The following is a 22,549-nucleotide window of genomic DNA, read 5'->3' on the forward strand; positions in this document are numbered from 1 at the left end:
TGCGGGTCGCGTGCCGGAGACCCGCCACCCGGTGGTCGAACGTTTCATGGGTTCCATGCCGCCACAGTATAGGGGCTCGGACCCGCTTTGCGGGAGCCCGCCCGAACGGCCCGGCCGGCAAGACCCGGCCGCTGCCGGCCGCCGGCGCGGCAGCCGGGCGCCGCCGTCAGCGGGCCTGATTGATCTGCTCCAGGACCGCACCGGCGAGTTCATCCGGGTTGAACTTGGAAAGAAACGCGTCGGCGCCCGCTCGACGCACCATGTCGGTATTGAACTCACCACTGAGCGAGGAATGCAGCAGCACGCGCAGGGGGCGCAGCCGTTCGTTTTCGCGAATCCGCGCAGTCAGCGTGTAGCCATCCATGCGCGGCATCTCGATATCGGATATCACCAGCTCCACGCTGTCCTGGATCGGGCCCTCCTCCGCGCGTTTTTCCAGATATTCCAGGGCCTCGCGCCCGTCCTTGCACAGGACATACGGCCATTCCAGCCCCTGGATGGCGCTTTCGATCTGTCGGCGCGCCACCACCGAATCATCGGCGATGACGATTTCCCGACGCTCCGGCGCCTGCTTCTCCACCGCCGAGCGGACATCTTCCGAGACCTCCGTCGGCAACGGGTTGACCAGCGACAGCACCCGCTCCACATCGATGATCTCGACCAGCTTGTTGTCGATCTCGGTGACCGCGACCAGAAAGGACTCCCGCCCGGTACCGCGCGGCGGGGACTTCACCTGATCCCAGTTGACGTTCACGATGCGGTCCACCGCCGACACCATGAAGCCCTGGACCGAGCGGTTGAACTCCGTCACCACCACCTTCTGCTGGCCATCCGCACCCGCGCGCGTCGCCGACATGCCCATCGCGCGCGCCAGATCGATGATCGGGACGGTCTTGTCGCGCAGCGTGGTGACCCCGCGCACCACGCCGGCGGCGCCGGGAATCTGGCGCAGCTGCGGCAGCGGGATCACCTCGCGCACCTTGAACACGTTGATCCCGAAGGTCTGGGTACCGCCCAGATAGAACAACAGCAGCTCCATCCGGTTCTGCCCGACCATCTGCGTGCGCTGGTTTACATCGTCAATGAACTGGCTCACGGTCCCGGCCCCTTGCGTTACTGCCCCGTCTAACGGCGGCCCCGGCGAGAGCTTGAGCCGGACCCGCCCCGTGCCGCCACAGTCAGTGGCATGAATGCTGCATAAATTCCGGCGGACATCTCTGAACGGTCAACGTCGACGGACATGCACACTTTCAAATTACTACAGCCCGGCCCTCGCCGTCGCAGCATGATGCCCGTGATGCTGCTGCTCCTGCTGCTGTCCCCGGTCGCGCAGGCCGACATCGAACCCGTCGACCACATACGCGACGCCGCCGAGGAATTCCTTGCCGGGCAGCTGGGGGCCGACGGAGACGACGTGGAGGTCAAAATCGGCCGGGTGGACGAACGCCTGCGCCTGCACCGCTGTGAAGAACCCCTGGAGGCCTCCCTGCCGCCAGGCGGGCGGCCCGACGGCAACACCGCGGTCAACATCCGCTGCGCCGGACCGGTGACCTGGTCCCTCTATGTCCCGGCGACGGTCGAACGTCACGCCAGGGTTGTCGTCGCGCGGCGCAACCTTTCGCGCCAGCAGACTCTCGGCAAGGGCGACCTGCGCATGGAACGCATCGAAACGTCGCGCCAGGCCAGCCATTACTTCGAGGACATGTCGGAGGTGGTCGGGCTGCAGACCCGGCGCGCGTTACGCCAGGGGCAGATCATCGGACAGCAGCATGTCAATGAACGTCAGGTGATTCGCCGAGGCCAGCGAGTTACCATCATGGCAGAGAACGGGAGTGTCGCCATCCGCATGCAGGGCGAGGCCCTGGAAGATGCAGTCGCCGGCGATCACATCCGGGTGCGTAACACCTCTTCCGGCCGTGAGGTCGAAGGCGAGGTTCTGGAATCGGGCACGATCCGCGTACCCTTGTGAAAAACGTGACGCGAATTCACTTCCTGGCCTACAGTTCCGGTCATTCCGGCCGTTACACGCGATAGACGAGCAAAACGACAGGACATAGCCATGGACATCAAGGGCCCCAACATCAACGGGCTGCGCCCCGAGAGCCAGAACGGCGGGGTTCGCGGACGCGAAGACGATCCGCGTACCGGCAACGGTGCGGCCCGCCCCGGCAGCGGGGAAGCCGCCAGCGGTGACTCCGTCACCTTGACCGGTGCCGCCCAGGCCATGAACAGTGGCGGCGAAGCCAGCGAGGCCGCGCCGTTCAACGAGGCGAAGGTCGCCGAGATCCGCGAAGCCATCGCTCAGGGGAACTACCCTATCGACAACGAGGAGCTGGCCGATCGCATGATGGAGCTCGAGGGCCTGCTGCGGTGATCCGGCCGTGACGGACGAAGCGCAGTTTCGTCGGTCCCTGGAGGAATCCATCCGCCTCGGACAACGGCTGGAGGACATCCTGCTGGAGGAGACCCGGGCGATTGAATCGCGTGAGCCGGAGCGACTGCAGGCCGCGGTCCAGCGCAAGCAGGATCTGCTCCGGGCCCTGGAAGCCGAAACCCGCCGACAGCAGGAATGGATCGAGGGGCACGATGCCGCGTTCACTCCGGAAGGGGTGGCGCGTCTGTTCGCGCGCCTGGAAGGTGGCGAGCACCTGAACGATCGCTGGCAGGCACTGCGCGCGACCATCGAACGCTGCAACCAGCTCAACCAGGGCAATGCCCGCCTGATCGAGCGCAACCAGCGCCGCGTGCAGGTCTCGATGCAGATCCTGCGGGGCGAAGACACCGGCCCCGCCACCACCTACGACCCCTACGGCCGCACCCGCCAGCGTCTTGTCTCCGGCCAGACCATCACCCGGGCCTGAACCGAACGCGCGTGACCTGCACTTCCGTGTGTATCATTCGCGCACTCTCACCCGGATGCGGCGCGCTCCATGGATGATCCCGATTACACGGTCGACACGCCCCTGCAGATCGCGCAGATCCTGCGCGATCTCGATCATGGGCTGACGCTGGTCAGTGTCCGTCTGGAAGAACACGGTCCGCTCTACACCTCCGCCCTGATCCGCCTCGATCCCGACGCCCGACGGCTGTATCTCGATCAGCTGCAGCCCCCTTCCCTCCACCGGCGGATCCGCCCGGGTCAGAGCCTGCGCGTGTTCGCGACCCTGCGGGGAGTGGCCGTCCGCTTCACCACGCAGGTGCTTCAGATTGTCAGCGAATCCCCGGGCGATCTCTACGAGTGTCCCTATCCGGCCGAACTGCAGTACCTGCAGCGCCGCGAGACCTTCCGGGTTCACATTCCACTGAGTGTCCGCCCCACCCTGCAGATCCAGGGCGAGATGCACGAAGAACCGCTGGAGGTCCCGGTCGTGGACCTGTCTGCCGAAGGCATGTGTCTGGAACTGCCCGAAGAGGCCCTGCACGAGGTTCCCTTCGGCGCGCGGCTGGACTTCAGCAATCTGCTGCTTCCGGATGTCCCGGAACGTGTATCGGGCGCCCTCAAGCTGGCCAATACGCGCCCCTCCCCCCGGGACGGCCATGTGTACGCCGGCTGCAGCATCATCGAGATGTCGGCCCGCCTGGAACGGGCCCTGAACGTGGCCCTGCTGCATTATCAGCGCGAAGAACGCCGACGCAAAATGGACTGAGGCCGGCAACCGCCGAACAGCCAGAACCAGAAAGGCCCGTACGAGGACATCGTACGGGCCTTTCGCGTTCGATCCCCGATACGGCGGGAACCAAAAGAAAAAAGGGGCCATGCGGCCCCCTTTTCCGGATCTGGCGGAGAGTGAGGGATTCGAACCCTCGATGGGCTTTTGACCCATACTCCCTTAGCAGGGGAGCGCCTTCAGCCACTCGGCCAACTCTCCGTAACTGCGGTGCAGAGGATACGGATTCAGGGCGCGGAATGAAAGCCCGAACGCGTCCCGATAGCGTTTTCCTTCGGCTCCGGTTCCTTCGGAATCCTCACTTCGCGTCCGCGCCCGTTCGCGTCACTCGTTCCCGCGGCTGTTGTTCGGGGCATCCTCATGATCTTCGTGCTGAATCCGCTGGAAGATCTCCTCGCGATGAACCGCCACGTCAGGCGGGGCATTGATCCCGATCCGGACCTGATTGCCCTTCACACCCAGGACGGTGACGGAGACATCATCGCCGATCATCAGGGTTTCCCCCACCCGACGCGTCAGTATGAGCATGCTATTCTCCACAGTACCTGTGTCGGACGAGGTCGGTCGCCCGGAATCCGTTGATTGAGTCATCACCCTTGTGACTCGTGTAGACCAGCAGCTTCCTGTTCGAGTTCAAAGGCGTCGTGCAGAGCCCGCACCGCGAGCTCGAGGTATTTCTCGTCCACCACCACCGAGACCTTGATCTCCGAGGTCGAGATCATCCGGATGTTGATGTTCTCCCGGGACAGGGCACCGAACATGCGGCTGGCAATGCCGGCATGCGAACGCATGCCTACGCCCACGACCGAGATCTTCACGATGTGAACATCGCCCGAGACCTCGCGCGCGCCAAGCTCCCGGGCGGCCGCCTGCAGCAGTTCCAGGGCCTTGTCGTAGTCATTGCGATGCACGGTGAAGGTGAAATCGGTCGTGCGTCCGTCCTCACCGACGTTCTGCACGATCATGTCCACCTCGATGTTGGCGTCCGCCACCGGCCCGAGTATGCGATGCGCGACCCCGGGCTGGTCCGGCACGCCACTCACCGTGAGCTGTGCCTCGTCCTTGTTGAACGCGATTCCCGCGACCAGCGCCTGTTCCACCGCTGCATCCTCCTCCGTGGTGATCAGTGTCCCGGTCCCTTCCTCGAATGAAGAGAGGACCCTTAAGGGGACGTTGTACTTGCCCGCAAATTCCACCGCGCGGATCTGCAGCACCTTGGAACCCAGGCTCGCCATCTCCAGCATCTCCTCGAAGGTGATGCGTTCCAGACGCCGCGCCTGCGGAACCAGCCGCGGATCGGTGGTGTAGACCCCGTCCACATCGGTGTAGATCCGGCATTCGTCGGCCTTCAGCGCGGCGGCCAGTGCCACCGCCGTGGTGTCGGAACCGCCCCGCCCTAGGGTAGTGATGGCGCCCTCGTCGTCGACTCCCTGGAAGCCGGCCACCACGACCACGCGCCCGGCCTCCAGGTCACCGCGCACGCGGGCATCATCGATACTGCGGATCCGTGCCTTGTTGTGGGCGCTGTCCGTACGGATCATCACCTGCGCGCCGGTGTAGGAACGCGCCGGACAACCCTGAGCCTCCAGCGCCATGGCCAGCAGCGCGATGGTCACCTGCTCGCCGGTGGACAGCAGCACGTCCAGCTCACGGCCGTCGGCACGCGGATGCAGTTCGCCGGCGAGGCCCAGCAGTCGATCGGTCTCGCCGCTCATCGCGGACACCACGATGACCAGCTGATGGCCCTCGTCGCGCAGCCGCATGGCACGTTCGGCCACGGCCCGAATGCGCTCGGTCGTCCCGACCGAGGTGCCGCCAAATTTCAGTACCAGCAACGCCATTGCAGAATCCCTGTCCGGCCCGAAGGCGGCGCATTAAACACGAAATCGGGATGCATCCACAGCAAACCCGTCCAGTAGCTCGGGAAATTCGTCAGCCGAGCAAGTCGCGAACCGTGTCCTCCACCGAGGCCAGCGCGGCCTCAAGTTTTTCCGGACTCTGGCCGCCGGCCATCGCCATGTCCGGGCGGCCACCACCCTTGCCGTCGACCTGCGCGGCCACGCGCCCCACCACATCGCCGGCACGGATCCGGCCGGTTTCCTCCTTGGTAACCCCGGCCACCAGCGAGACCTTGCCCTCGTCGGTAGCGGTGCCCAGCACCACCACGGCGCGGCCGAGCTTCTGCTTGAGCTGATCGACCATGTCGCGCAGGGCCTTGGGCTCCACGCCCTCCACCGGGGCCGCCAGAACCTTGAGCCCGTCGACCTCCACTGCATGGCTGGAGAGATCGTCGCCGGCCTGGCTGGCGAGCTTGCCCTTCAGGCGCTCGACCTCCTTCTCCAGCTCGCGATTGCGTTCCTGCAGCTGGCGCACCTTGTCCGGTACGTCGGCGCGGCCGGCCCGCAGACGGTCCGCCACCGCATCCAGATGCCCCAGCTGCTGGTCCATCCAGCGCAGGGCCACCTCGCCGGCCACCGCCTCGATCCGGCGGATCCCGGCGGCGACCCCGCCTTCGACCGTAATCCGGAACGGCCCGATGTCACCGGTGCGCTCCACGTGGGTGCCACCGCACAGCTCGACCGAGGTTCCGATCTTCAGCACCCGCACCTCGTCGCCGTATTTTTCGCCGAACAGGGCCACCGCGCCGGACTCCATGGCCGAGTCGATATCCATGATGCGGGTGTCGGTGGCCTCGTTCGCCAGAATCTCGCCGTTGACCTGATCCTCGATGGATTTCAGCTGCTCGGCGGTCAGCGGCTCCATGTGGGTGAAGTCGAACCGCAGGCGCTCGGAGTCCACCAGGGAGCCCTTCTGCTGGACGTGATCGCCCAGCTGGTCACGCAGGGCCTTGTGCAGCAGATGCGTGGCGGAGTGGTGACGCTTGATCGCCTCGCGCCGCGGGCCTTCCACCGAGCCGGACAGGCTCTGACCGACCTCCAGGGTACCGGCGCGGACCTGACCGACGTGCAGATGCGCCGCGGCCTGCTTGCGGGTGTCCTGCACCTGAAAACGCACGCCGGAACCCGACAGGGTGCCGATGTCGCCCACCTGGCCACCGGACTCGGCATAGAACGGCGTGCGGTCGAGCACCACGACGCCCTCTTCGCCGACCTCCAGGCGATCCACGGCCTCGCCCTCGCGGAACAGCGCCACCACGTGGCCGTCGCCCTCCAGGTACTCATACCCGCAGAATTCGGTCGCGTGGTCTTCCAGACCCGGCAGGTTGCCGGTGTCCATGCTGAAGCGGGAGGCGGCGCGTGCCCGCTCGCGCTGCTTTTCCATCGCCTTCTCGAAACCGGCCATATCCAGTTCCAGGTCGCGTTCGCGCGCGATGTCGCCGGTCAGGTCCACCGGGAAGCCGTAGGTGTCGTAGAGCAGGAAGATGGTCTCGCCCGGGATCACCCGGCCCTGCAGATCCTTGAGGTCCTCCTCGAGGATCTTCATGCCGTGGTCCAGGGTTTCGAGGAACTTGCGCTCCTCCTTCTCGAGGACCTTCTCCACCTGCTCGCCGGCCTTGACCAGCTCGGGATAGGCCTCGCCCATGGTGTCGATCAGCGGGCGCACCAGGCGGTAGAGGAACGCATCCTCGGAGCCGAGCTGGAAGCCGTGACGCGCCGCGCGCCGGATGATGCGCCGCAGCACGTAACCGCGCCCCTCGTTCGAGGGCAGCACACCGTCCGTAATCAGGAACGCGATCGACCGGATATGGTCGGCGATCACGCGCAGCGAGGCGGAATCGGCCTCCTGCGCACCGGTCACCCGCCGCGCCGCGGCGATCAGATCCTGGAACAGGTCGATCTCGTAGTTGGAATGCACACCCTGCAGCACGGCCGACAGGCGCTCCAGGCCCATGCCGGTATCCACCGACGGGCTGGGCAGCGGGTTCAGTGTGCCGTCGGCGTCACGGTCGTACTGCATGAACACCAGGTTCCAGACCTCGATGTAGCGGTCGCCGTCCTCATCCGCCGACCCCGGCGGGCCACCCGCAACCTCGGGACCGTGGTCATAGAAGATCTCGGTGCAGGGACCGCAGGGCCCGGTGTCGCCCATCTGCCAGAAGTTGTCCGAGCCGCCGTCCGGATCGTCGCCGATGCGGATGATGCGTTCGGCCGGGACCCGGATCTCGTTGGCCCAGACGTTGTAGGCGTCCTCGTCGGTCTCGTAGACCGTGACCCAAAGGCGCTCGGGCGGCAGGCCCAGCACGTCGGTGAGGAAATCCCAGGCGTAGTGGATCGCGTCGCGCTTGAAATAATCGCCGAACGAGAAGTTGCCCAGCATCTCGAAGAACGTGTGATGCCGGGCGGTATAGCCCACGTTCTCCAGATCGTTGTGCTTGCCACCGGCGCGCACGCAGCGCTGGCTGCTGACCGCACGGGTATACGGGCGCTTCTCGCGCCCCAGGAACACATCCTTGAACTGGACCATCCCTGCGTTGGTGAACAGCAGGGTGGGGTCATTGGCAGGTACCAGCGGGCTGGACGGCACCACGGCGTGATCGTGCTGCGCAAAGAAGTCGAGAAATTTCCGGCGTATATCGGCGCTCTTCATGCGTGTCCGGTCGGCTATGGGGTCAAAAGCGGAATCGTATCACGCTGACTCCGGACCCGCGTATTGCCGCCCGCAGCCTCGGGCCATGCCGTGATGCCCGATTTAGCTTGCAATCAAGCCCCCTCAGGCCGGAGCACATCAGTCCGGGGACTCGGCCTCCTTCCAGACGGCCAGCGCCCGGTGGGCGACATCGCCGGGGAAACCGCGACCGGCCAGGTGACGCAGCATGCGCGCTTCGTCCTCGCGGGCCGCGGGGGGCTGGCGGAAATGCCGTTCGAGCTGGCCGCGGGCCTGCTCGACCCAGTCGACCTCCAGCGCCTCGATGGCGAGGCTCACGGTCTCGCCATCGATCCCGTTGTGCGCGAGTTCGGCACGGATGCGCTGCTCGCCGTAGCCCTGGCCGACGCGGTGGCGGGCCATGGATTCGGCGTAGCGGCTCTCGTTGAGGTAGTCCAGTTCGCGCGCGCGCTCCAGCGCGGCATCCACCGCGTCCCGTTCGAAGCCGCGCTCCGCCAGCTTGCGCGCCAGCTCCAGCGCGGCGTGTTCGCGCCGTACCAGGAGCTTGAGTCCGGCCTCCAGGGCCGCCTCGGGATCGGCCGGGTCGACCGGCGCCCCGCCCTTACGACGGGCTTTCGGCATCCTCGACCGCGGCCTCGGCGTCGTCCGCACCCTTGCCGGCCGCCGACGGCAGATAACGCTCGCGCAAGTTGCGTTCGATCTCGTCGGCCTTGTCCGGGTTGTCCTTCAGGAACTGGCGGGCGTTCTCCTTGCCCTGGCCGATTCGTTCGCCGTTGTAGCTGTACCAGGCACCGGACTTGTCGACCAGGCCTTCCTTCACGCCCATCTCGATCAACTCGCCCACGCGCGAGATCCCCTCGCCGTAGAGGATCTCGAAATGCGCCTCCTTGAACGGGGGCGCCATCTTGTTCTTCACGACCTTCACGCGGGTCTCGTTGCCGATCACCTCGTCGCCCTTCTTGATCGCGCCGATGCGGCGGATGTCCATGCGCACGGAGGAGTAGAACTTCAGCGCGTTGCCGCCGGTGGTGGTCTCGGGGCTGCCGAACATCACACCGATCTTCATGCGGATCTGGTTGATGAAGATCACGAGCGTATTGGAGCGCTTGATGTTGGCGGTCAGCTTGCGCAGCGCCTGCGACATCAGGCGCGCCTGCAGACCGACGTGCGAATCGCCCATCTCGCCCTCGATCTCGGCCTTGGGCGTGAGCGCCGCCACCGAGTCGACGATCACCACGTCCACCGCGCCGGAGCGCACCAGCATGTCGGCGATCTCCAGCGCCTGCTCACCGGTGTCCGGCTGCGAGACCAGCAGATCGTCGACGTTCACGCCCAGCTTCTCGGCGTAGGTCGGATCCAGCGCGTGCTCGGCGTCCACAAACGCGGCGGTACCGCCGGCCTTCTGCGCCTCGGCCACCACCTGCAGGGTCAGGGTCGTCTTGCCCGAGGACTCCGGTCCGTAGATCTCGACCACGCGCCCGCGCGGCACGCCGCCGATCCCCAGCGCCACGTCCAGCGCCAGCGAACCGGTGGAGATCGAGGGCACATCCACCGCCTGGCGGTCGCCCATTCGCATCACGGCACCCTTGCCGAACTGTTTCTCGATCTGACCCAGTGCGGCCGTCAGGGCCTTCTTGCGATTCTCGTCCACGATCTGCCTCCGGAATGGATAGTGCTCGGGCGTTTGGTGCGGCAGTATCCCACAGCCACGGATGCGACCCAAGATCGGGAACGGCCGCGTCGGGCGAACCTCAACCCAGTTCGTGTTCCAGCAGCGAGGCCAGGGCGTGCAGCATGGCCTGGCGGCGCACTTCGTGGCGCTCGCCGTCGAAATGCCGAGTCTCGGTGCGCACCGCCCCGTCGCGGATCTGCCAGCCGAAGCACACCGTGCCCACCGGTTTGTCCGGCGTCCCGCCGCCCGGCCCGGCGATGCCGGTGACCGAAAGCGCGAGATCGGCCGTGCTGCGGGCCAGTCCCCCGGTCACCATGGCCGCCGCCACCGCCTCGCTGACTGCACCGCGGGACTCCAGCAGCGCCGGATCCACATCCACCTGACGGGTCTTGGCCGCGTTGCTGTAGGTCACCCAGCCGCATTCGAACCAGGCCGAACTCCCGGGCACATCGGTCAGGGCCTGGGCGATCCCGCCGCCGGTGCAGGATTCCACCGTCGCCAGCACCCGACCCTGCACGGTCATGCGCTCGCCCAGGTCATACACCAGGGCCGAAAGCCCGGTCAGGTCCGCCCTGCGCAACTCGGTCATGAGCCGGAACCTCCGTCGTCCGTGTCTTCGAACGCCACTGCCAGGCGCCACTGACGCTGTCCGTCGGCACCGGTCCCGATCGCCTCGCAGCGCACCACCCGGCCCCACCGGCGCAGATTCTCGATGCGCGGATCCGGGCTGGGTACGGTCAACGTGAGCGCGACGCCGGCATCCACCTCGAACCCCGTAGTCAGCGCACACCCCCCGGCCGCCAGATCGCGGACCTCGACCCGGGTGAACTGCCCGGAACCGGTCCAGATCGCCTCGCCGGTCACCCCCAGCGGAATGCGGCGATCCCGCCGCCGATCTTCCTCGCCAAACATCGTTACCCTGCCCTGCGGATTTCGGGAGCCTGAAGTCTGACACATTCCGTCGCTTTTGCTGCAGGGGCTGCCCGTCATGCCCCCGGATCGAATACGATGAGGCGACAGCCCATCCGGTCCCTCCGCCATGCTTGCCAGCCTGTTTCAGCCCGACCCGGTCCTGGACCCCGATACCCGCGAATGGATCCGCGCAGTCTTCGCATGGATCGACCGTCAGCCGGCGGCCGACCGCCCGTTCGACCCGCCGAACCTGATCCTGCCCATCCGCGAGCATTTCCCCGGCGAGGCGAACACCCCGCACGGGATGGCCGAACAGGTGTTTGCCAGTGTGCGCCAGCACACCGGCATGGACCGGCAACCGGCCAGACTGGCCGAACCCGGCGGCCTGACCCCGCAGCCGGTCACCGCACTGGGCACGGCCAGCACCGGCGGTCAGCGTATCTTCCACTATGACCCGCAGCTGATCGGCAACCGCCAGGCCCTGGTCGGCACCTTCGCGCAGGAACTGGCCGCGTGGTGGGTCGAGGGCATCCGCGAACCGGCCCCGGCCGCGGAAGGCAATGCCGATGCCATCGCCGAACTGGTCGCCACGCGCATGGGTTTCGGCGTATTCCTCGCCAACACCGCCTTTCGCGTACGGGTCAACGGCTGTGGTGCCTGCAAGGGTCCGTCGGCCGACCGCGACGCCGACCTGGGACGCGACGAACTCGCCTGGGCCCTGGCCCTGTTCTGCCGCGAACACGGCATCCCCCCGGCCCGCGCCCGGGCGCACCTCGAATCCCCGCTGCGCACCACCTTCCGCAAGGCCTGGCGCTACACCGGCTCGCGCCAGGGCCGCGAAGAACGCCCGGTCGCGACCGCCTGACCGATCCCCGAGTCGCCACGTCACCGGCCCGCCCCGTTACAATCCGGCCACCGACGCCCCCGAACAGCAGGAACGGCCAGTGAGCGACGCGGACGCCCTGTCAAAACATACCCCCATGATGCAGCAATACCTGCGGATCAAGTCCGACTATCCGCAGACCCTGCTGCTCTATCGCATGGGGGATTTCTACGAGCTGTTCTACGACGACGCCGAGCGGGCCGCCGGGCTGCTGGACATCACGCTGACGCGGCGCGGCGAGTCGGCCGGCGAGCCGATCCCGATGGCCGGGATCCCGGTGCATACCCTGGAGAGCTACCTCGCCCGCCTGCTGAAGCTGGGCGAGAGCGCGGCAATCTGCGAACAGACCGGGCAGGTAGGCGAGAACAAGGGCCCGGTGAAGCGCGAGGTGGTGCGCATCGTGACCCCCGGCACGGTCACCGAGGACGCCCTGCTGGAGGCGCGCCAGGTCAACCGCATGGTCGCGGTGTGCCCGGCACCCAGCGCCGCGGTGCGCGGCCGCGGCGAGGGCTACGGCATCGCCAGCCTGGAGTTCGCCAGCGGCCGGTTCCGGGTGCTGGAGGTTGCCGACGCCGACGAGCTGCAGGCCGAACTGGCGCGTCTCGACCCGGTCGAATGCCTGATCCCCGATCCGGCCCCGGCGATCCCCGGGATCGAGACCTGGGCGCCGCGCCTGCACGCCGACTGGCATTTCGACGCAGTCTCCGCGCAGCGCACCCTGACCCGGCATTTCGGCACCACCGATCTGGCCGGCTTCGGCTGCGACGACCTGGTGCTGGGCCTGGCCGCCGCGGGCGCCCTGCTGGCCTACGTCCAGGCCCGCCACCGTGGCAACCTCGCCCACATCACCGGGCTCGGGCGCGAACACCGCGGGCAGATGCTGATGCTGGACCCGGCGACCCGGCGCAACCTGGAGCTGACCCGCACCCTGAGCGGCGAACGCCGCGGCTCGCTGTTCGACCTGCTGGACACCAGCCGCACACCCATGGGGGCCCGACTGCTGTCGCAGTGGCTGCATCAGCCACTGGCCGACCGCGCCCTGCTGCGGGAACGCCAGCAGGGCATCGCCACACTGCTGGACCATGGCGCGGAGGAAACGCTGCGCGAGGCGCTGACCGGGATGGCCGATGTCGAGCGCATCGTCTCGCGGATCAGTCTGGGCTCTGCCCGGCCACGCGATCTGGTTGCGCTGCAGGCGTCGCTGGAGCGCCTGCCCGGCCTGCACGGCGGTCTGGCCGACGCCGCCATCGAGGCCGGGATCCTCGCCGCGCTGCATGCGGATCTCGCCCCGGAACCCGAGCTCGCCGACACCCTGGTCCGCGCACTGGTGGACGAACCACCGATCCGGGTCACCGACGGCGGCCTGATCCGCCCCGGCTTCGACCCCGAGCTCGACCGCCTGCGCGATCTGGAGCACAACGCCGACGGCTTCCTGCGCGACCTGGAGGCGCGCGAACGCGAGGCCACCGGCATCGCCACCCTCAAGGTCGCCTACAACCGGGTGCACGGCTACTACATCGAGGTGGGCCGCTCGCGCTCGGAGGAACTGCCCGGACGCTTCATGCGCCGGCAGACCCTGAAGAACGCCGAACGCTACACCACCGAGGAACTCAAGCGCTTCGAGGACGAGATCCTGTCCGCCAGGGAACAGGCCCTGGCGCGCGAGCGCCAGCTGTTCGACGACCTGCTCGCCGGCCTGCATGGCCGCGCCGACCGCCTGCGGGCGATCGCCGACGCCGTGGCCCGGCTGGACGTGCTGACCACCCTGGCCGAACGAGCCCGGCGGCTCGACTGGAGCCGCCCGGAACTGGTGCCCGAGACCGGCATCCACATCGAGCAGGGCCGCCACCCGGTGGTCGAGGCCAGCCTGGACACCCCGTTCGTGGCCAACGACACCCGGCTGGATCCCGAGAGCCGCCGGCTCCTGGTCATCACCGGCCCCAATATGGGCGGCAAGTCCACCTACATGCGCCAGACCGCACTGATCGTGCTGCTGGCCTGCATGGGCAGTTTCGTGCCCGCGGCGAACGCCAGCATCGGGCCGGTGGACCGCATCTTCACCCGCATCGGCGCCTCCGACGATCTGACCTCGGGGCGCTCGACCTTCATGGTGGAGATGACCGAGGCCGCCAGCATCCTGCACAACGCCGGCGAGCGCAGCCTGGTACTGATGGACGAGATCGGGCGCGGCACTTCCACCTTCGACGGCCTCGCGCTGGCACTGGCCTGTGCCGAACACCTCGCGCGGGAGAACCGCGCGCTGACACTGTTCGCCACGCACTACTTCGAGCTGACCGCGCTGGCGGAAGGCGAACCCGCAGTGGCCAACATCCACACCGACGCGGTGGAACACGGCCACGATATCGTGTTCCTGCACCAGGTGCGCGAGGGCCCCGCCAACCAGAGCTACGGCCTGCAGGTCGCCGCGCTGGCCGGGGTCCCGGCCGATGTCCTGCGACGCGCCCGCACCCACCTGGCGGAACTGGAGACCCGCGCGCACGACACCGGCTCGCCACAGCTCGGACTGTTCCCGCCGGAACCCGCAGCGGGGCCCGTCCCGCAGCCCGCGGCGCCGGACCCGGCCGGCGACGTGTCCGCCGACACCACCCCCGAAGTGATCCGCGCACTGGCCGACCTGGACCCCGACGACCTGAGTCCGCGCGAGGCGCTGGACACGCTCTACCGGCTGAAGTCCACCCTCGCGGGGCAGGCGCGCGACTGAACCCCGGCGCCAATTACGGCCGCTTTGCCCGGGATTCACGAAGGCGCGAAGCGAGCGGTTACAATGCCTGCGCACGACCGGCCGACGGCACGAAGGAGCCGTGGCGTCGCAACACGACACAATGGAGAAGCGCAATGGCTTTCATCGTTCTGGAGAACTGCATCCGGTGCAAGTACACCGATTGCGTCGAAGTCTGCCCGGTGGACTGCTTCCACGAGGGCCCCAACTTCCTCACGATCGACCCCGACGAATGCATCGACTGCACCCTGTGCGAGCCGGAATGTCCGGCCGAGGCGATCGTCCCCGAGGACGACGTGCCCGAGGATCAGGTGCACATGATCGAACTCAACGCCGAACTGGCGCGCACCTGGCCGGTGATCACCCAGCGCAAGGATCCGCCGGAGGACGCCGAGGAATGGGACGGCGTCGAGGGCAAGCTACAGTACCTGGAGCGCTGAGGCCCCGCCCGAAGCCCCGCGCCGCGGGGCTTACCACAGCCAGGTGGCCGGGTCCTCGATGGCCCGGTCGTCGCTGTTGCGGATTACGCCCTTGATGCAGCGCACCAGCACCCAAACCACGAACAGCAGCGCCACGATCATTCCGATGCCGATCGCCGCGGTCAGGGTCGCCACCACGGCGATCAGCAGACCGATCCAGAAGGTACGGATCTGATACTGGAGATGGGTCTCGCTGATCGCGTCCGCATCGCTGCGCTTCACGTGCGCCATGATCACCCCGACCAGGGCCGTAACGGCGATAAAGAAGCCGACGAAATACAGCACGTAAATCACTGTAACGAAGGTGCGGTCGGTGCGGGGTTGATTCGCCAGTTCCGTGTCCATGCCTCTCTCTCCTGTTTCGTTCCTGAACCCTGCTGGCCCGGCTTCATACCATTGTGGGAACGTGCTTGCACGCGAATACGGCGCCTGACGACGCCTGCCCGCCGGGTTCACCCCGCCCCGCCCAGCACGATCAGCACGATCCCGACCAGGGCGAAGCCAAAGCCCGCCAGCTGCAGCCGGCTCATGCGCTCGGCCTGAAAGAACCGGGCCAGCAGCGCGGTTGGCGCCGGCGACAGCGCCCCGGCTACCGCGATCACCGACAGCAACCCGATGCGCACCGCCACCACGAAGGCGAGGGTCGCCAGCCCCTGCAGCAGCCCCGCCAGCGCGATCAGCACCAGCGTGCTGCGCGCCATGTGTCGATCGGGGCGATGCCACAGCATCACGCCCAGCAGCACCAGGCCGCCGACGCCGCCGGCCATTACCACCGGCCACAGGGCCGAACCCTCGGCCGCCTGATCCAGGAACACGAACACCGCCCCGAACGCGACCCCGGCGATCATGCCGTCGAACACCCCGAGCAGAGGATGCGGGCCGCGGTGGCCGTGGGCATCCCCTCCACGTACCGGGGCGTCCAGATCGCGCGGGCTGGCCTCACGTGCCCCACCCGAGACCAGCGCGATGGCCACCACGATCGACACGATGCCGGTCAGGGCCAGCCAGCCCGGGCGCTCCCCCAGTGCCAGGCCCGCGGCCAGCGGCACCAGCGCCGAGAGCACGCCAGTCACGGCCGCGACCAGCCCCATCGAACCCTCGGCCAGTCCGCGGTAGTAGGCCAGCAGCCCCAGTGCCATCGCGACCCCGGAGGCACCACCCCACCCCAGGGCTGACGCCCCCGGCAGACCGGCCAGCAGCAGCGCCACCCCCAGCAACGGGGCGGTCACCAGCAGCTGCGAGTAGCAGGCTACCACCAGAGCCGGGGCTCGCCGCGAGGCCAGACCGCCAAGGAAATCCCCCGCGCCGTAGCCCAGCGCGGTCAGCAGCCCCAGCAGAAAGGCCATGTCAGTCGGTGCCGGCGTCCTCCAGGAGTTCGCGCAGGGCGGCCTCGCTGCTGGCGGAACCGGTACCGGTCACCGTGCCTTCGCCGTCCAGGAACACCACGCTCACGTGGTCGCGCCGGTGCGGCATGAAGCCCATGTCTTCGGGCCCCTCGGTCACTCCGATGGTATAGGCACGCTCCTGCATGCGCGGCATGACCACGTTCTCCAGCACGAACGGAGGCATTCCGTGGGTGTCGGCCACGTAGCGGATACCGGCCTCCTCGATCGCCTCCGGACCCATGTCGGCGAGGACATCATTGGTGATGTCGGCCGGGGCCATCTCCACGGTCATCAGCACCACGCGGGCATCGCCGGGCAGTTCCAGCGATTCCCCGTGCTGATCGCTCAGGGTCACTTCGGGGAAGGCCTCACCCTCGGTGAGATCGGCGACCGCGGGCCCCGTGGCCAGGAAAAGGGCCAGACCAGCGGACAGGACAGCGGTCTTCTTGAAGACGGACGGTACTTTCATCAGGGACTCCCGTGACAACGAATTCGGCATAAATCTCCGCGGGATGGTAACCGATCAGGAACGCGCACACTGCGAAACCGGCCACGCCCCGCATGAGCGCGAACGTGCACATTTTTCGGCGTTTCCTTAGACTGCCAGCCCGGTTCGTCGGCCCCTACCGCAGGCACCCATGATCCATTCCCTGGTCAAGCTGCTGCGCCCGCATCAGTACATCAAGAACGGGTTCGTGTTCCTGGGACCGGTGTTCGCGCATGCCTGGGAGGGCGAGACCCTGCTGGCGGCCACGCTCGCCTTCCTCGCCTTCTGCGCGATGGCCAGCGCGGTGTACGTACTCAACGACATCCTCGACGTCGAAGCCGACCGCCGGCACCCGACCAAGCGCCATCGGCCGCTGGCCAGCGGGGCCATCGGCATCCCGGCCGCACGGGTCATCCTGAGCGTGCTGGTGGTGCTGGCGCTGGCCCTGGGGCTGCTGGTCAGCGCCTGGGTCACCGGGCTGCTGGCGGGCTATCTGGTGCTGAACATCGCCTATTCGGTGGCGCTGAAGCATGTCGTGATCCTGGATGTCTTCAGCATCGCCGGCGGCTTCATGCTGCGGATCCTCGCCGGAACCCTGGGCCTGGGCATCGAACCCTCGCAGTGGCTGCTGCTGTGTGGCCTGATGCTGACCCTGTTTCTGGGCTTCGCCAAGCGCCGCTCGGAGCTGGAGGGGGCCGCCGCGACCGCAGGTCCGATACCCGCGACGGATCCCGCAGCGGAATCACCTGAATCCCGGGGCGACACCCGGCGCGTGCTCGACGACTACTCGACCGCATTGCTGGACCAGTTCATCGCGATCAGCGCGGCCTGCACGGTGATCGCCTACGGGCTGTACACCGTCAGCCCGGAGGTCATCGCCCTGCACGGCACCGATGAGCTGATCTACACCCTGCCGTTCGTGATCTACGGGATCTTCCGCTACCTGTTCCTGCTGCATTTCCGCGGGCGCGGCGGCGACACCTCGCGCGACCTGTTCACCGATGCCCATCTGCTGGTGACGGTGGTGGCCTGGCTGGGCGTGACCCTCGCGGTGCTGTCGTGAGCGGGAAGCCGGTATTGACCGGCTGGCGCCTGCGCGGGCTGATCCTGTCGGTGATCGTGGCCGCCGCGGCGTATCTGGGCATCGCCATCTGGGCCGGTGCGGAAGAGGTGTGGCACGCGCTGGTGCAGGTCGGCCCGTTCGGCCTGCTGCTGGCCCTGTCCCTGTCGCTGGTGAACTACAGCCTGCGGTTCGCCCGCTGGCAGCTGTATCTGCGGGCGCTGGCGCATCGCATCGCCGCGCCCGCCAGCCTGCACATCTACCTCGCCGGCTTTGCCCTGACCACCACACCGGGCAAGGCCGGCGAGGCCCTGCGCGGGGTGCTGCTCAAGCGTCGGGGCGTCCCCTATCCCGACAGCTTCGCGGCGTTCGTCAGCGAACGCCTGTCGGATCTGGTCGCCGTCGTGCTGCTGTCAATGCTGGGCCTGACCCTGGTGGCCCACGGCGAATCGCTGATCCTGGCCGGCGTCGCGGCCGTGGCCGCGGCCCTGCTGGTGCTGTCGCAACGCCGACCGCTGGAGGCCCTGCAACGCCATGCGGACCGCCCCGGCCGGCGGCTGTGGCGCGGCCTGCATCACACCGCCACCATCCTGCTGCAGGCGCGGCGCTGCCACACCCCAAACCTGCTCGCCGGCGCCACCGTCCTGAGCGTGGTGGCCTGGAGCGCCGAGGCGCTGGCCTTCTGGTGGATCCTCAACGCGATGAGCTTCGAGGCCGGATTCGCGTTCGCCGCCTTCGTGTTCGCCCTGGCCATGCTGGCCGGGGCGCTGAGCTTCCTGCCCGGCGGGCTGGGCGGCACCGAGGCGGTGATGATCGGCCTGCTCCTGCTGCACGACATGCCGGCGGCGGATGCGGTGGCGGCGACCACGCTGATCCGCCTGACCACCCTGTGGTTCGCGGTCATGCTGGGCCTGTTCGCGCTCGGCAGCCACCCCGACGCACGCACCGACGCAGCCCCGGAATCCCAGCGCGACAAGGGGCCGGCATGACGACCAGCGGCTGGAACCGCATCCCGCGGGTGGAACACGCCGCGCACAGCGCGCCGGCGTTCCGTCCGGACCGGCTGCCGGACGGGCCGCTGCTGGCCCACGGCATGGGGCGCTCCTACGGCGACTGCTGCCTCAACGCCGGCGGCCATCTGCTGCATACCCGCGGGCTGGACCGCTTCGTCGAGTTCGACCCCGCGACCGGCATCCTCACCGCCGAGGCCGGGGTCACGCTGGACGAACTGCTGGAACTGAGCGTGCCGCGCGGCTGGTTCCCGCCGGTGGTCCCGGGGACCCGCTTCGTGACCCTGGGCGGCGCGGTGGCCAACGACGTGCACGGCAAGAACCATCACGTCGCCGGCAGCTTCGGTGCGCACGTAAAGCGTCTGACCCTGCACCGCAGCGATGCCGGACGGGTCGAGGCCAGCCCCGAGCACAACCCGCGCTGGTTCGCCGCCACCGTCGGCGGGCTGGGCCTGACCGGGCTGATCGAGACCGTGACCCTGCAGCTCGTGCCGGTGTCCTCGGCCTGGATGTCGGTGTGGTCGGAACGCTTCCACAGTCTGGATGATTTCTGGGCCCTGGATGCCCGCGCGCGCCGCGAATGGCCCTACACCGTCGCCTGGATCGACTGCCTGGCGGACGGGCACCGCCAGCCCGCCGGACGCGGGATCTATTCCGCCGGGCGCCACGCGATCGCCCCGCCCCCGCGCGCCCGCTTCCGCGAACCCCGGCGGCGGGTGCCGGTGGACCCGCCGTTCTCGCTGGTCAACGGCCCCGGTCTGCGCGCGTTCAACGAGCTGTACTTCCGCCAGCCGCTGCGCCGCAGTCCGCATCCGGCGCATCATCGCGGCTGGCTGTTCCCGCTGGACGGGATCCGCGACTGGAACCGCATCTACGGCCGCCGGGGCTTCTACCAGTACCAGTGCGTGCTCCCCGAACGCACCGCGCGCGACGCCGTCGCCGAGCTGCTGCGCCAGATCGCGCGCAGCGGCCAGGGCTCGTTCCTCGCCGTGCTCAAGACCTTCGGCCGCCAGCCGCCGGCCGGGATGCTGTCCTTCCCGCGCCCGGGCACCACCCTGGCGCTGGATTTCCCCGATCGCGGGGCGGCGACCCATGCGCTGTTCGATCGCCTGGATCGCGTGGTGCGCGAGGCGCACGGGGCGCTCTACCCGGCCAAGGACGCCCGCATGTCCGGCGCGATGTTCCGTGCCGGGTTTCCCGAATGGATCGAGTTCGCTAAGTTGACCGACCCTCAATTCTCCTCCAGCTTCTGGCGCCGGGTGACCGCATGAATCCGCTCAACCACGTCGTGATCTTCGGCGCGACCTCCGCCATCGCCACCGCCGTGGCCCGTCGCCTGGCCGCCGATGGCGCGCACCTGTTCTGCGTGGCGCGCAACGCCGAACGGCTGGAAAGCCTGCTGGCCGACCTGCGGGTGCGCGGCAACGACCCGGCGGGCGAGCGCATCCGCGGCCTGGCCGCCGATCCCGCCGACCCGGCCACCCAAGCCGACGCCTGGACCGCCGCCCGCGAGCACCTGGGCGAGGTGGATGCCGCGCTGCTGGCCTGGGGCAGCCTGCCCGATCCCGTCACCTGCCATAACTCGGTGGAGGCCACCGAGGAGGCGCTGCGCATCAACGGCACCAGCGCCGTCGCCCTGCTCACCCGCATCGCCCCCGACTTCGAGGCGCAGGGCCATGGCGTGATCGGCGCCATCGGTTCGGTCGCCGGCGACCGCGGCCGCCAGAGCAACTACGTCTACGGCACCGCCAAGGGCATGCTGGCCACCTATCTGCAGGGCCTGCGCCATCGCCTCGCACCCACCGGGGTCGACGTGGTCACCCTCAAGCCGGGCTTCGTGAGCACACCGATGACCGAGGGCTTCGACCGCTCGGGACCACTGTGGGCCTCGCCCGACACCGTGGCCCGCGGCATCCTGCGCGCGCTGCGCCGGGGCCGCGCGGTGGCCTATCTGCCGTGGTTCTGGCGGGTGATCATGACGATCATCCGCGCCATCCCCGACCCGCTGTTCCGGCATCTGCGGCTGTGAGCCTGCCCGCCGACGCCCCCTGGCCCGCCCGCCACTACCCGGCGGTGCTGCTCGCGGTGATCGCGCTGAAGGCGCTGATCGCCGCGCTGCTGCCGATCACCGGCGACGAGGCCTATTTCCTGGTCTGGGCCGCCCACCCGGATCTCGGCTACTACGACCACCCGCCGATGATCGGCTGGTGGCTGAGCGCGGTCACCGCAGTGTCCGAACACCCGCTGGTGATCCGCATCCCGGGCATCCTGGTGTCCGTGGCCCCTGCCCTGCTGATCCTCGCCCTGTGGCACCGGCACGACCCGGTGCGCGCGCGCCTGGTCTCGCTGCTGGCGCTGTTCATGCCGCTGCTGTTCATCGCCGTGCTGGTGGCCACCGACACCCCGCTGATCCTGTTCGGCCTGCTGGCCACCGGACTGGTGTGGTACGCGCTGCGGGAACCGCGCCCGGGCGTGGCAGCCCCGGCCTTCTTCCTCGGCGGCGTCGCGCTGGGGCTGGCGTTCCTGTCGAAATACTTCGCGGTGCTGCTGGGCGTGGCCATCGGCCTGCACATCGTGCTGTTCGCCCGCGAGCACTGGCGCGGCCTGCTGCTGATCATCCTCGGCGTACTGCCGGCGGTGGCCCTCAACCTGTACTGGAACTGGGACAACTGCTGGTACAACGTGATGTTCAACGTGGTGAACCGCCACGGCGGGGACGGCTTCGCCCCCGGCGGCACCCTGACCTATGCCGCCCTGCTGGTGTACCTGTTCACGCCCTGGCTGCTGTGGTTCCTCGCGCGCCAGCGCCCGGCCGTGGTGCAGGGCGTGCGCGAACACCGCCTCGGGGTGTTCGTCTCCGCCGGGCTGATCCCGCTGGGCCTGTTCGCCCTGCTCTCGCCGTTCGCCGGGATCGGGCTTCACTGGCTGGCGGTGTTCGCCCCGCTGCTGCTGGTGCCTGCGCTGTTCCTGATCACCCGCGCCCTGCGGATCTCGGTCTGGCTGTCCGGCCTGCTGGCCCTGCTGCACGCGCTGTTGCTGCTGGCCATCGCCACCCTGCCGGTGGACTGGCTGCGCGGCCACGGCGACCACGCCAGTGCGGTGTTCTACCTCGCACCCGAGGAGGTCGCCGCGCTGACCGAGCCCTACGCCGACGCGGACCGGTCCGAGGAAGACTGGCATTTCTTCACCCGCAGCTACTCGCGCTCGGCCATGCTGAGCCATTACTCCGGGCACTACTTCGGCGTCTTCGGCGAAGGCTCGCACTACGGCCGCCAGGACGATCTGATCACCGATTTCCGTGCCCTCGACGGCGAGAACTTTGTGTTTATCCCGCGCCGTGGCGAGGTTGACCGCGAAGACCTGGAACCGTTCTTCGACCGCGTCGAGATCCGCACCGGCGAGGCCGGCGGCATCCCCTGGCAGGTCGCCGAAGGCCACGGCTTCGACTACGCCACCTACCACGAGGACGTCCTGCGCCCGGTCCTCGAACGCTACTACGACATCCCCGCCTGGCTCCCCGAGGGCCGCTGCGCCTTCCGCGAGCGTTACGGGACCTCAGGCACCCCCTAACCCCTCACTCACCCGAGGCAAATGTTGGACGCCCCCTCCGAATGAAGGGGGCCTCCTGTGAGCGCCTTTGGCATTCTCGAGCGCACACCCCCGGGCTTCCCTCGAACCAACGTCAAA

23 protein-coding genes and 1 tRNA gene are annotated in these 22,549 nt (G+C 68.3%); 12 read left to right on the forward strand and 12 right to left on the reverse strand.

The features are described from left to right. Window positions 1–166: 166 nt before the first annotated feature. Complete coding sequence (locus D571_RS0107645; protein ID WP_018936092.1) at window positions 167–1,096, reverse strand: chemotaxis protein; 930 nt, start codon at window positions 1,094–1,096, stop codon at window positions 167–169. 192 nt (window positions 1,097–1,288) lie between these two features. On the opposite strand from D571_RS0107645, the gene flgA reads away from it, so the two are divergent. The 4 genes from flgA to D571_RS0107665 all read left to right on the forward strand — a co-directional run bounded on the left by flgA (window position 1,289) and on the right by D571_RS0107665 (window position 3,647). Continuing rightward, window positions 1,289–1,969 (forward strand): flagellar basal body P-ring formation chaperone FlgA, encoded by a 681-nt coding sequence (flgA, locus tag D571_RS0107650; protein WP_026287694.1) that lies wholly within the window; start codon window positions 1,289–1,291, stop codon window positions 1,967–1,969. Between the two features lie 90 nt (window positions 1,970–2,059). Beyond that, window positions 2,060–2,374: a flagellar biosynthesis anti-sigma factor FlgM gene (gene flgM, locus D571_RS0107655; protein ID WP_018936094.1), complete on the forward strand. Its 315-nt coding sequence runs from the start codon at window positions 2,060–2,062 to the stop codon at window positions 2,372–2,374. A 7-nt stretch (window positions 2,375–2,381) separates the two neighbouring features. Continuing rightward, on the forward strand, window positions 2,382–2,861 hold the full coding sequence (locus D571_RS0107660) for a flagella synthesis protein FlgN (RefSeq protein ID WP_018936095.1): 480 nt from the start codon (window positions 2,382–2,384) through the stop codon (window positions 2,859–2,861). A 69-nt stretch (window positions 2,862–2,930) separates the two neighbouring features. After that, window positions 2,931–3,647 carry a flagellar brake protein gene (locus tag D571_RS0107665; RefSeq protein WP_018936096.1) on the forward strand — a complete coding sequence of 239 codons (717 nt, stop codon included), beginning with the start codon at window positions 2,931–2,933 and terminating at the stop codon, window positions 3,645–3,647. A gap of 131 nt (window positions 3,648–3,778) precedes the next feature. On the opposite strand, the gene D571_RS0107670 is transcribed toward D571_RS0107665, so the two are convergent. From D571_RS0107670 to D571_RS0107705, 8 genes are all read right to left on the reverse strand, one after another. Further along, window positions 3,779–3,869: transfer RNA gene (locus D571_RS0107670), tRNA-Ser, on the reverse strand. 123 nt (window positions 3,870–3,992) lie between these two features. After that, window positions 3,993–4,196 carry a carbon storage regulator CsrA gene (gene csrA / locus D571_RS0107675; RefSeq protein ID WP_018936097.1) on the reverse strand — a complete coding sequence of 68 codons (204 nt, stop codon included), beginning with the start codon at window positions 4,194–4,196 and terminating at the stop codon, window positions 3,993–3,995. A 62-nt stretch (window positions 4,197–4,258) separates the two neighbouring features. Further along, complete coding sequence (locus D571_RS0107680) at window positions 4,259–5,509, reverse strand: aspartate kinase (RefSeq protein ID WP_018936098.1); 1,251 nt, start codon at window positions 5,507–5,509, stop codon at window positions 4,259–4,261. A 91-nt stretch (window positions 5,510–5,600) separates the two neighbouring features. Beyond that, on the reverse strand, window positions 5,601–8,216 hold the full coding sequence (gene alaS / locus D571_RS0107685) for an alanine--tRNA ligase (protein WP_018936099.1): 2,616 nt from the start codon (window positions 8,214–8,216) through the stop codon (window positions 5,601–5,603). A 138-nt stretch (window positions 8,217–8,354) separates the two neighbouring features. Then, window positions 8,355–8,855 carry a regulatory protein RecX gene (locus tag D571_RS0107690; protein WP_018936100.1) on the reverse strand — a complete coding sequence of 167 codons (501 nt, stop codon included), beginning with the start codon at window positions 8,853–8,855 and terminating at the stop codon, window positions 8,355–8,357. Continuing rightward, window positions 8,836–9,885 (reverse strand): recombinase RecA, encoded by a 1,050-nt coding sequence (gene recA / locus D571_RS0107695; protein ID WP_018936101.1) that lies wholly within the window; start codon window positions 9,883–9,885, stop codon window positions 8,836–8,838. Before recA ends, D571_RS0107690 begins: the two co-directional genes overlap by 20 nt. Window positions 9,886–9,985: 100 nt before the next feature. After that, window positions 9,986–10,495 carry a CinA family protein gene (locus D571_RS0107700; protein WP_018936102.1) on the reverse strand — a complete coding sequence of 170 codons (510 nt, stop codon included), beginning with the start codon at window positions 10,493–10,495 and terminating at the stop codon, window positions 9,986–9,988. Next, entirely contained in the window at window positions 10,492–10,818 is a 327-nt protein-coding gene (locus tag D571_RS0107705) for a PilZ domain-containing protein (protein ID WP_018936103.1), read from the reverse strand. Before D571_RS0107705 ends, D571_RS0107700 begins: the two co-directional genes overlap by 4 nt. Before the next feature lie 127 nt (window positions 10,819–10,945). On the opposite strand from D571_RS0107705, the gene D571_RS0107710 reads away from it, so the two are divergent. The 3 genes from D571_RS0107710 to fdxA all read left to right on the forward strand — a co-directional run bounded on the left by D571_RS0107710 (window position 10,946) and on the right by fdxA (window position 14,881). Further along, window positions 10,946–11,683 carry a hypothetical protein gene (locus D571_RS0107710; protein ID WP_018936104.1) on the forward strand — a complete coding sequence of 246 codons (738 nt, stop codon included), beginning with the start codon at window positions 10,946–10,948 and terminating at the stop codon, window positions 11,681–11,683. A 79-nt stretch (window positions 11,684–11,762) separates the two neighbouring features. Beyond that, on the forward strand, window positions 11,763–14,423 hold the full coding sequence (mutS, locus tag D571_RS0107715) for a DNA mismatch repair protein MutS (RefSeq protein ID WP_018936105.1): 2,661 nt from the start codon (window positions 11,763–11,765) through the stop codon (window positions 14,421–14,423). Window positions 14,424–14,557: 134 nt separating this feature from the next. Further along, window positions 14,558–14,881: a ferredoxin FdxA gene (gene fdxA, locus D571_RS0107720; protein ID WP_018936106.1), complete on the forward strand. Its 324-nt coding sequence runs from the start codon at window positions 14,558–14,560 to the stop codon at window positions 14,879–14,881. A gap of 30 nt (window positions 14,882–14,911) precedes the next feature. On the opposite strand, the gene D571_RS0107725 is transcribed toward fdxA, so the two are convergent. The 3 genes from D571_RS0107725 to D571_RS0107735 form a co-directional block, all read right to left on the reverse strand. After that, on the reverse strand, window positions 14,912–15,265 hold the full coding sequence (locus tag D571_RS0107725; protein WP_018936107.1) for a DUF4870 domain-containing protein: 354 nt from the start codon (window positions 15,263–15,265) through the stop codon (window positions 14,912–14,914). A gap of 107 nt (window positions 15,266–15,372) precedes the next feature. After that, on the reverse strand, window positions 15,373–16,266 hold the full coding sequence (locus tag D571_RS0107730) for a DMT family transporter (protein ID WP_018936108.1): 894 nt from the start codon (window positions 16,264–16,266) through the stop codon (window positions 15,373–15,375). A gap of 1 nt (window position 16,267) precedes the next feature. After that, window positions 16,268–16,774: a hypothetical protein gene (locus D571_RS0107735; RefSeq protein ID WP_018936109.1), complete on the reverse strand. Its 507-nt coding sequence runs from the start codon at window positions 16,772–16,774 to the stop codon at window positions 16,268–16,270. Window positions 16,775–16,943: 169 nt separating this feature from the next. On the opposite strand from D571_RS0107735, the gene D571_RS0107740 reads away from it, so the two are divergent. From D571_RS0107740 to D571_RS0107760, 5 genes are read left to right on the forward strand one after another with little or no spacing between them, the layout of a single operon-like run. Then, a complete protein-coding gene (locus tag D571_RS0107740; RefSeq protein WP_018936110.1) occupies window positions 16,944–17,855 on the forward strand; it encodes a decaprenyl-phosphate phosphoribosyltransferase in 912 nt (303 codons plus the stop codon). Then, on the forward strand, window positions 17,852–18,841 hold the full coding sequence (locus D571_RS0107745) for a lysylphosphatidylglycerol synthase transmembrane domain-containing protein (protein ID WP_026287695.1): 990 nt from the start codon (window positions 17,852–17,854) through the stop codon (window positions 18,839–18,841). Before D571_RS0107740 ends, D571_RS0107745 begins: the two co-directional genes overlap by 4 nt. Beyond that, on the forward strand, window positions 18,838–20,133 hold the full coding sequence (locus tag D571_RS0107750; RefSeq protein ID WP_018936112.1) for an FAD-binding oxidoreductase: 1,296 nt from the start codon (window positions 18,838–18,840) through the stop codon (window positions 20,131–20,133). Before D571_RS0107745 ends, D571_RS0107750 begins: the two co-directional genes overlap by 4 nt. Continuing rightward, window positions 20,130–20,891 carry an SDR family oxidoreductase gene (locus D571_RS0107755; RefSeq protein ID WP_018936113.1) on the forward strand — a complete coding sequence of 254 codons (762 nt, stop codon included), beginning with the start codon at window positions 20,130–20,132 and terminating at the stop codon, window positions 20,889–20,891. Before D571_RS0107750 ends, D571_RS0107755 begins: the two co-directional genes overlap by 4 nt. Continuing rightward, window positions 20,888–22,432, forward strand: coding sequence for a glycosyltransferase family 39 protein (locus tag D571_RS0107760; protein ID WP_018936114.1), 1,545 nt, complete (start codon window positions 20,888–20,890; stop codon window positions 22,430–22,432). The genes D571_RS0107755 and D571_RS0107760 overlap by 4 nt, the downstream gene beginning before the upstream one ends. Window positions 22,433–22,549 lie beyond the last annotated feature (117 nt).

This window comes from Thioalkalivibrio sp. ALJ24, assembly GCF_000377785.1.
Lineage (GTDB): Bacteria > Pseudomonadota > Gammaproteobacteria > Ectothiorhodospirales > Ectothiorhodospiraceae > Thioalkalivibrio.

What these genes read in the sequence shown, in the direction of transcription:
- D571_RS0107755 (WP_018936113.1), top strand. Translation starts at nt 20,130, where the DNA reads ATGAATCCGCTCAACCACGTCGTGATCTTCGGCGCGACCTCCGCCATC.
- D571_RS0107700 (WP_018936102.1), bottom strand. Translation starts at nt 10,495, where the DNA reads ATGACCGAGTTGCGCAGGGCGGACCTGACCGGGCTTTCGGCCCTGGTG.
- D571_RS0107750 (WP_018936112.1), top strand. Translation starts at nt 18,838, where the DNA reads ATGACGACCAGCGGCTGGAACCGCATCCCGCGGGTGGAACACGCCGCG.
- D571_RS0107710 (WP_018936104.1), top strand. Translation starts at nt 10,946, where the DNA reads ATGCTTGCCAGCCTGTTTCAGCCCGACCCGGTCCTGGACCCCGATACC.
- alaS (WP_018936099.1), bottom strand. Translation starts at nt 8,216, where the DNA reads ATGAAGAGCGCCGATATACGCCGGAAATTTCTCGACTTCTTTGCGCAG.
- D571_RS0107730 (WP_018936108.1), bottom strand. Translation starts at nt 16,266, where the DNA reads ATGGCCTTTCTGCTGGGGCTGCTGACCGCGCTGGGCTACGGCGCGGGG.
- fdxA (WP_018936106.1), top strand. Translation starts at nt 14,558, where the DNA reads ATGGCTTTCATCGTTCTGGAGAACTGCATCCGGTGCAAGTACACCGAT.
- D571_RS0107665 (WP_018936096.1), top strand. Translation starts at nt 2,931, where the DNA reads ATGGATGATCCCGATTACACGGTCGACACGCCCCTGCAGATCGCGCAG.
- D571_RS0107725 (WP_018936107.1), bottom strand. Translation starts at nt 15,265, where the DNA reads ATGGACACGGAACTGGCGAATCAACCCCGCACCGACCGCACCTTCGTT.
- D571_RS0107735 (WP_018936109.1), bottom strand. Translation starts at nt 16,774, where the DNA reads ATGAAAGTACCGTCCGTCTTCAAGAAGACCGCTGTCCTGTCCGCTGGT.
- D571_RS0107740 (WP_018936110.1), top strand. Translation starts at nt 16,944, where the DNA reads ATGATCCATTCCCTGGTCAAGCTGCTGCGCCCGCATCAGTACATCAAG.
- csrA (WP_018936097.1), bottom strand. Translation starts at nt 4,196, where the DNA reads ATGCTCATACTGACGCGTCGGGTGGGGGAAACCCTGATGATCGGCGAT.
- D571_RS0107705 (WP_018936103.1), bottom strand. Translation starts at nt 10,818, where the DNA reads ATGTTTGGCGAGGAAGATCGGCGGCGGGATCGCCGCATTCCGCTGGGG.
- flgA (WP_026287694.1), top strand. Translation starts at nt 1,289, where the DNA reads ATGCCCGTGATGCTGCTGCTCCTGCTGCTGTCCCCGGTCGCGCAGGCC.
- D571_RS0107680 (WP_018936098.1), bottom strand. Translation starts at nt 5,509, where the DNA reads ATGGCGTTGCTGGTACTGAAATTTGGCGGCACCTCGGTCGGGACGACC.
- flgM (WP_018936094.1), top strand. Translation starts at nt 2,060, where the DNA reads ATGGACATCAAGGGCCCCAACATCAACGGGCTGCGCCCCGAGAGCCAG.
- D571_RS0107690 (WP_018936100.1), bottom strand. Translation starts at nt 8,855, where the DNA reads ATGCCGAAAGCCCGTCGTAAGGGCGGGGCGCCGGTCGACCCGGCCGAT.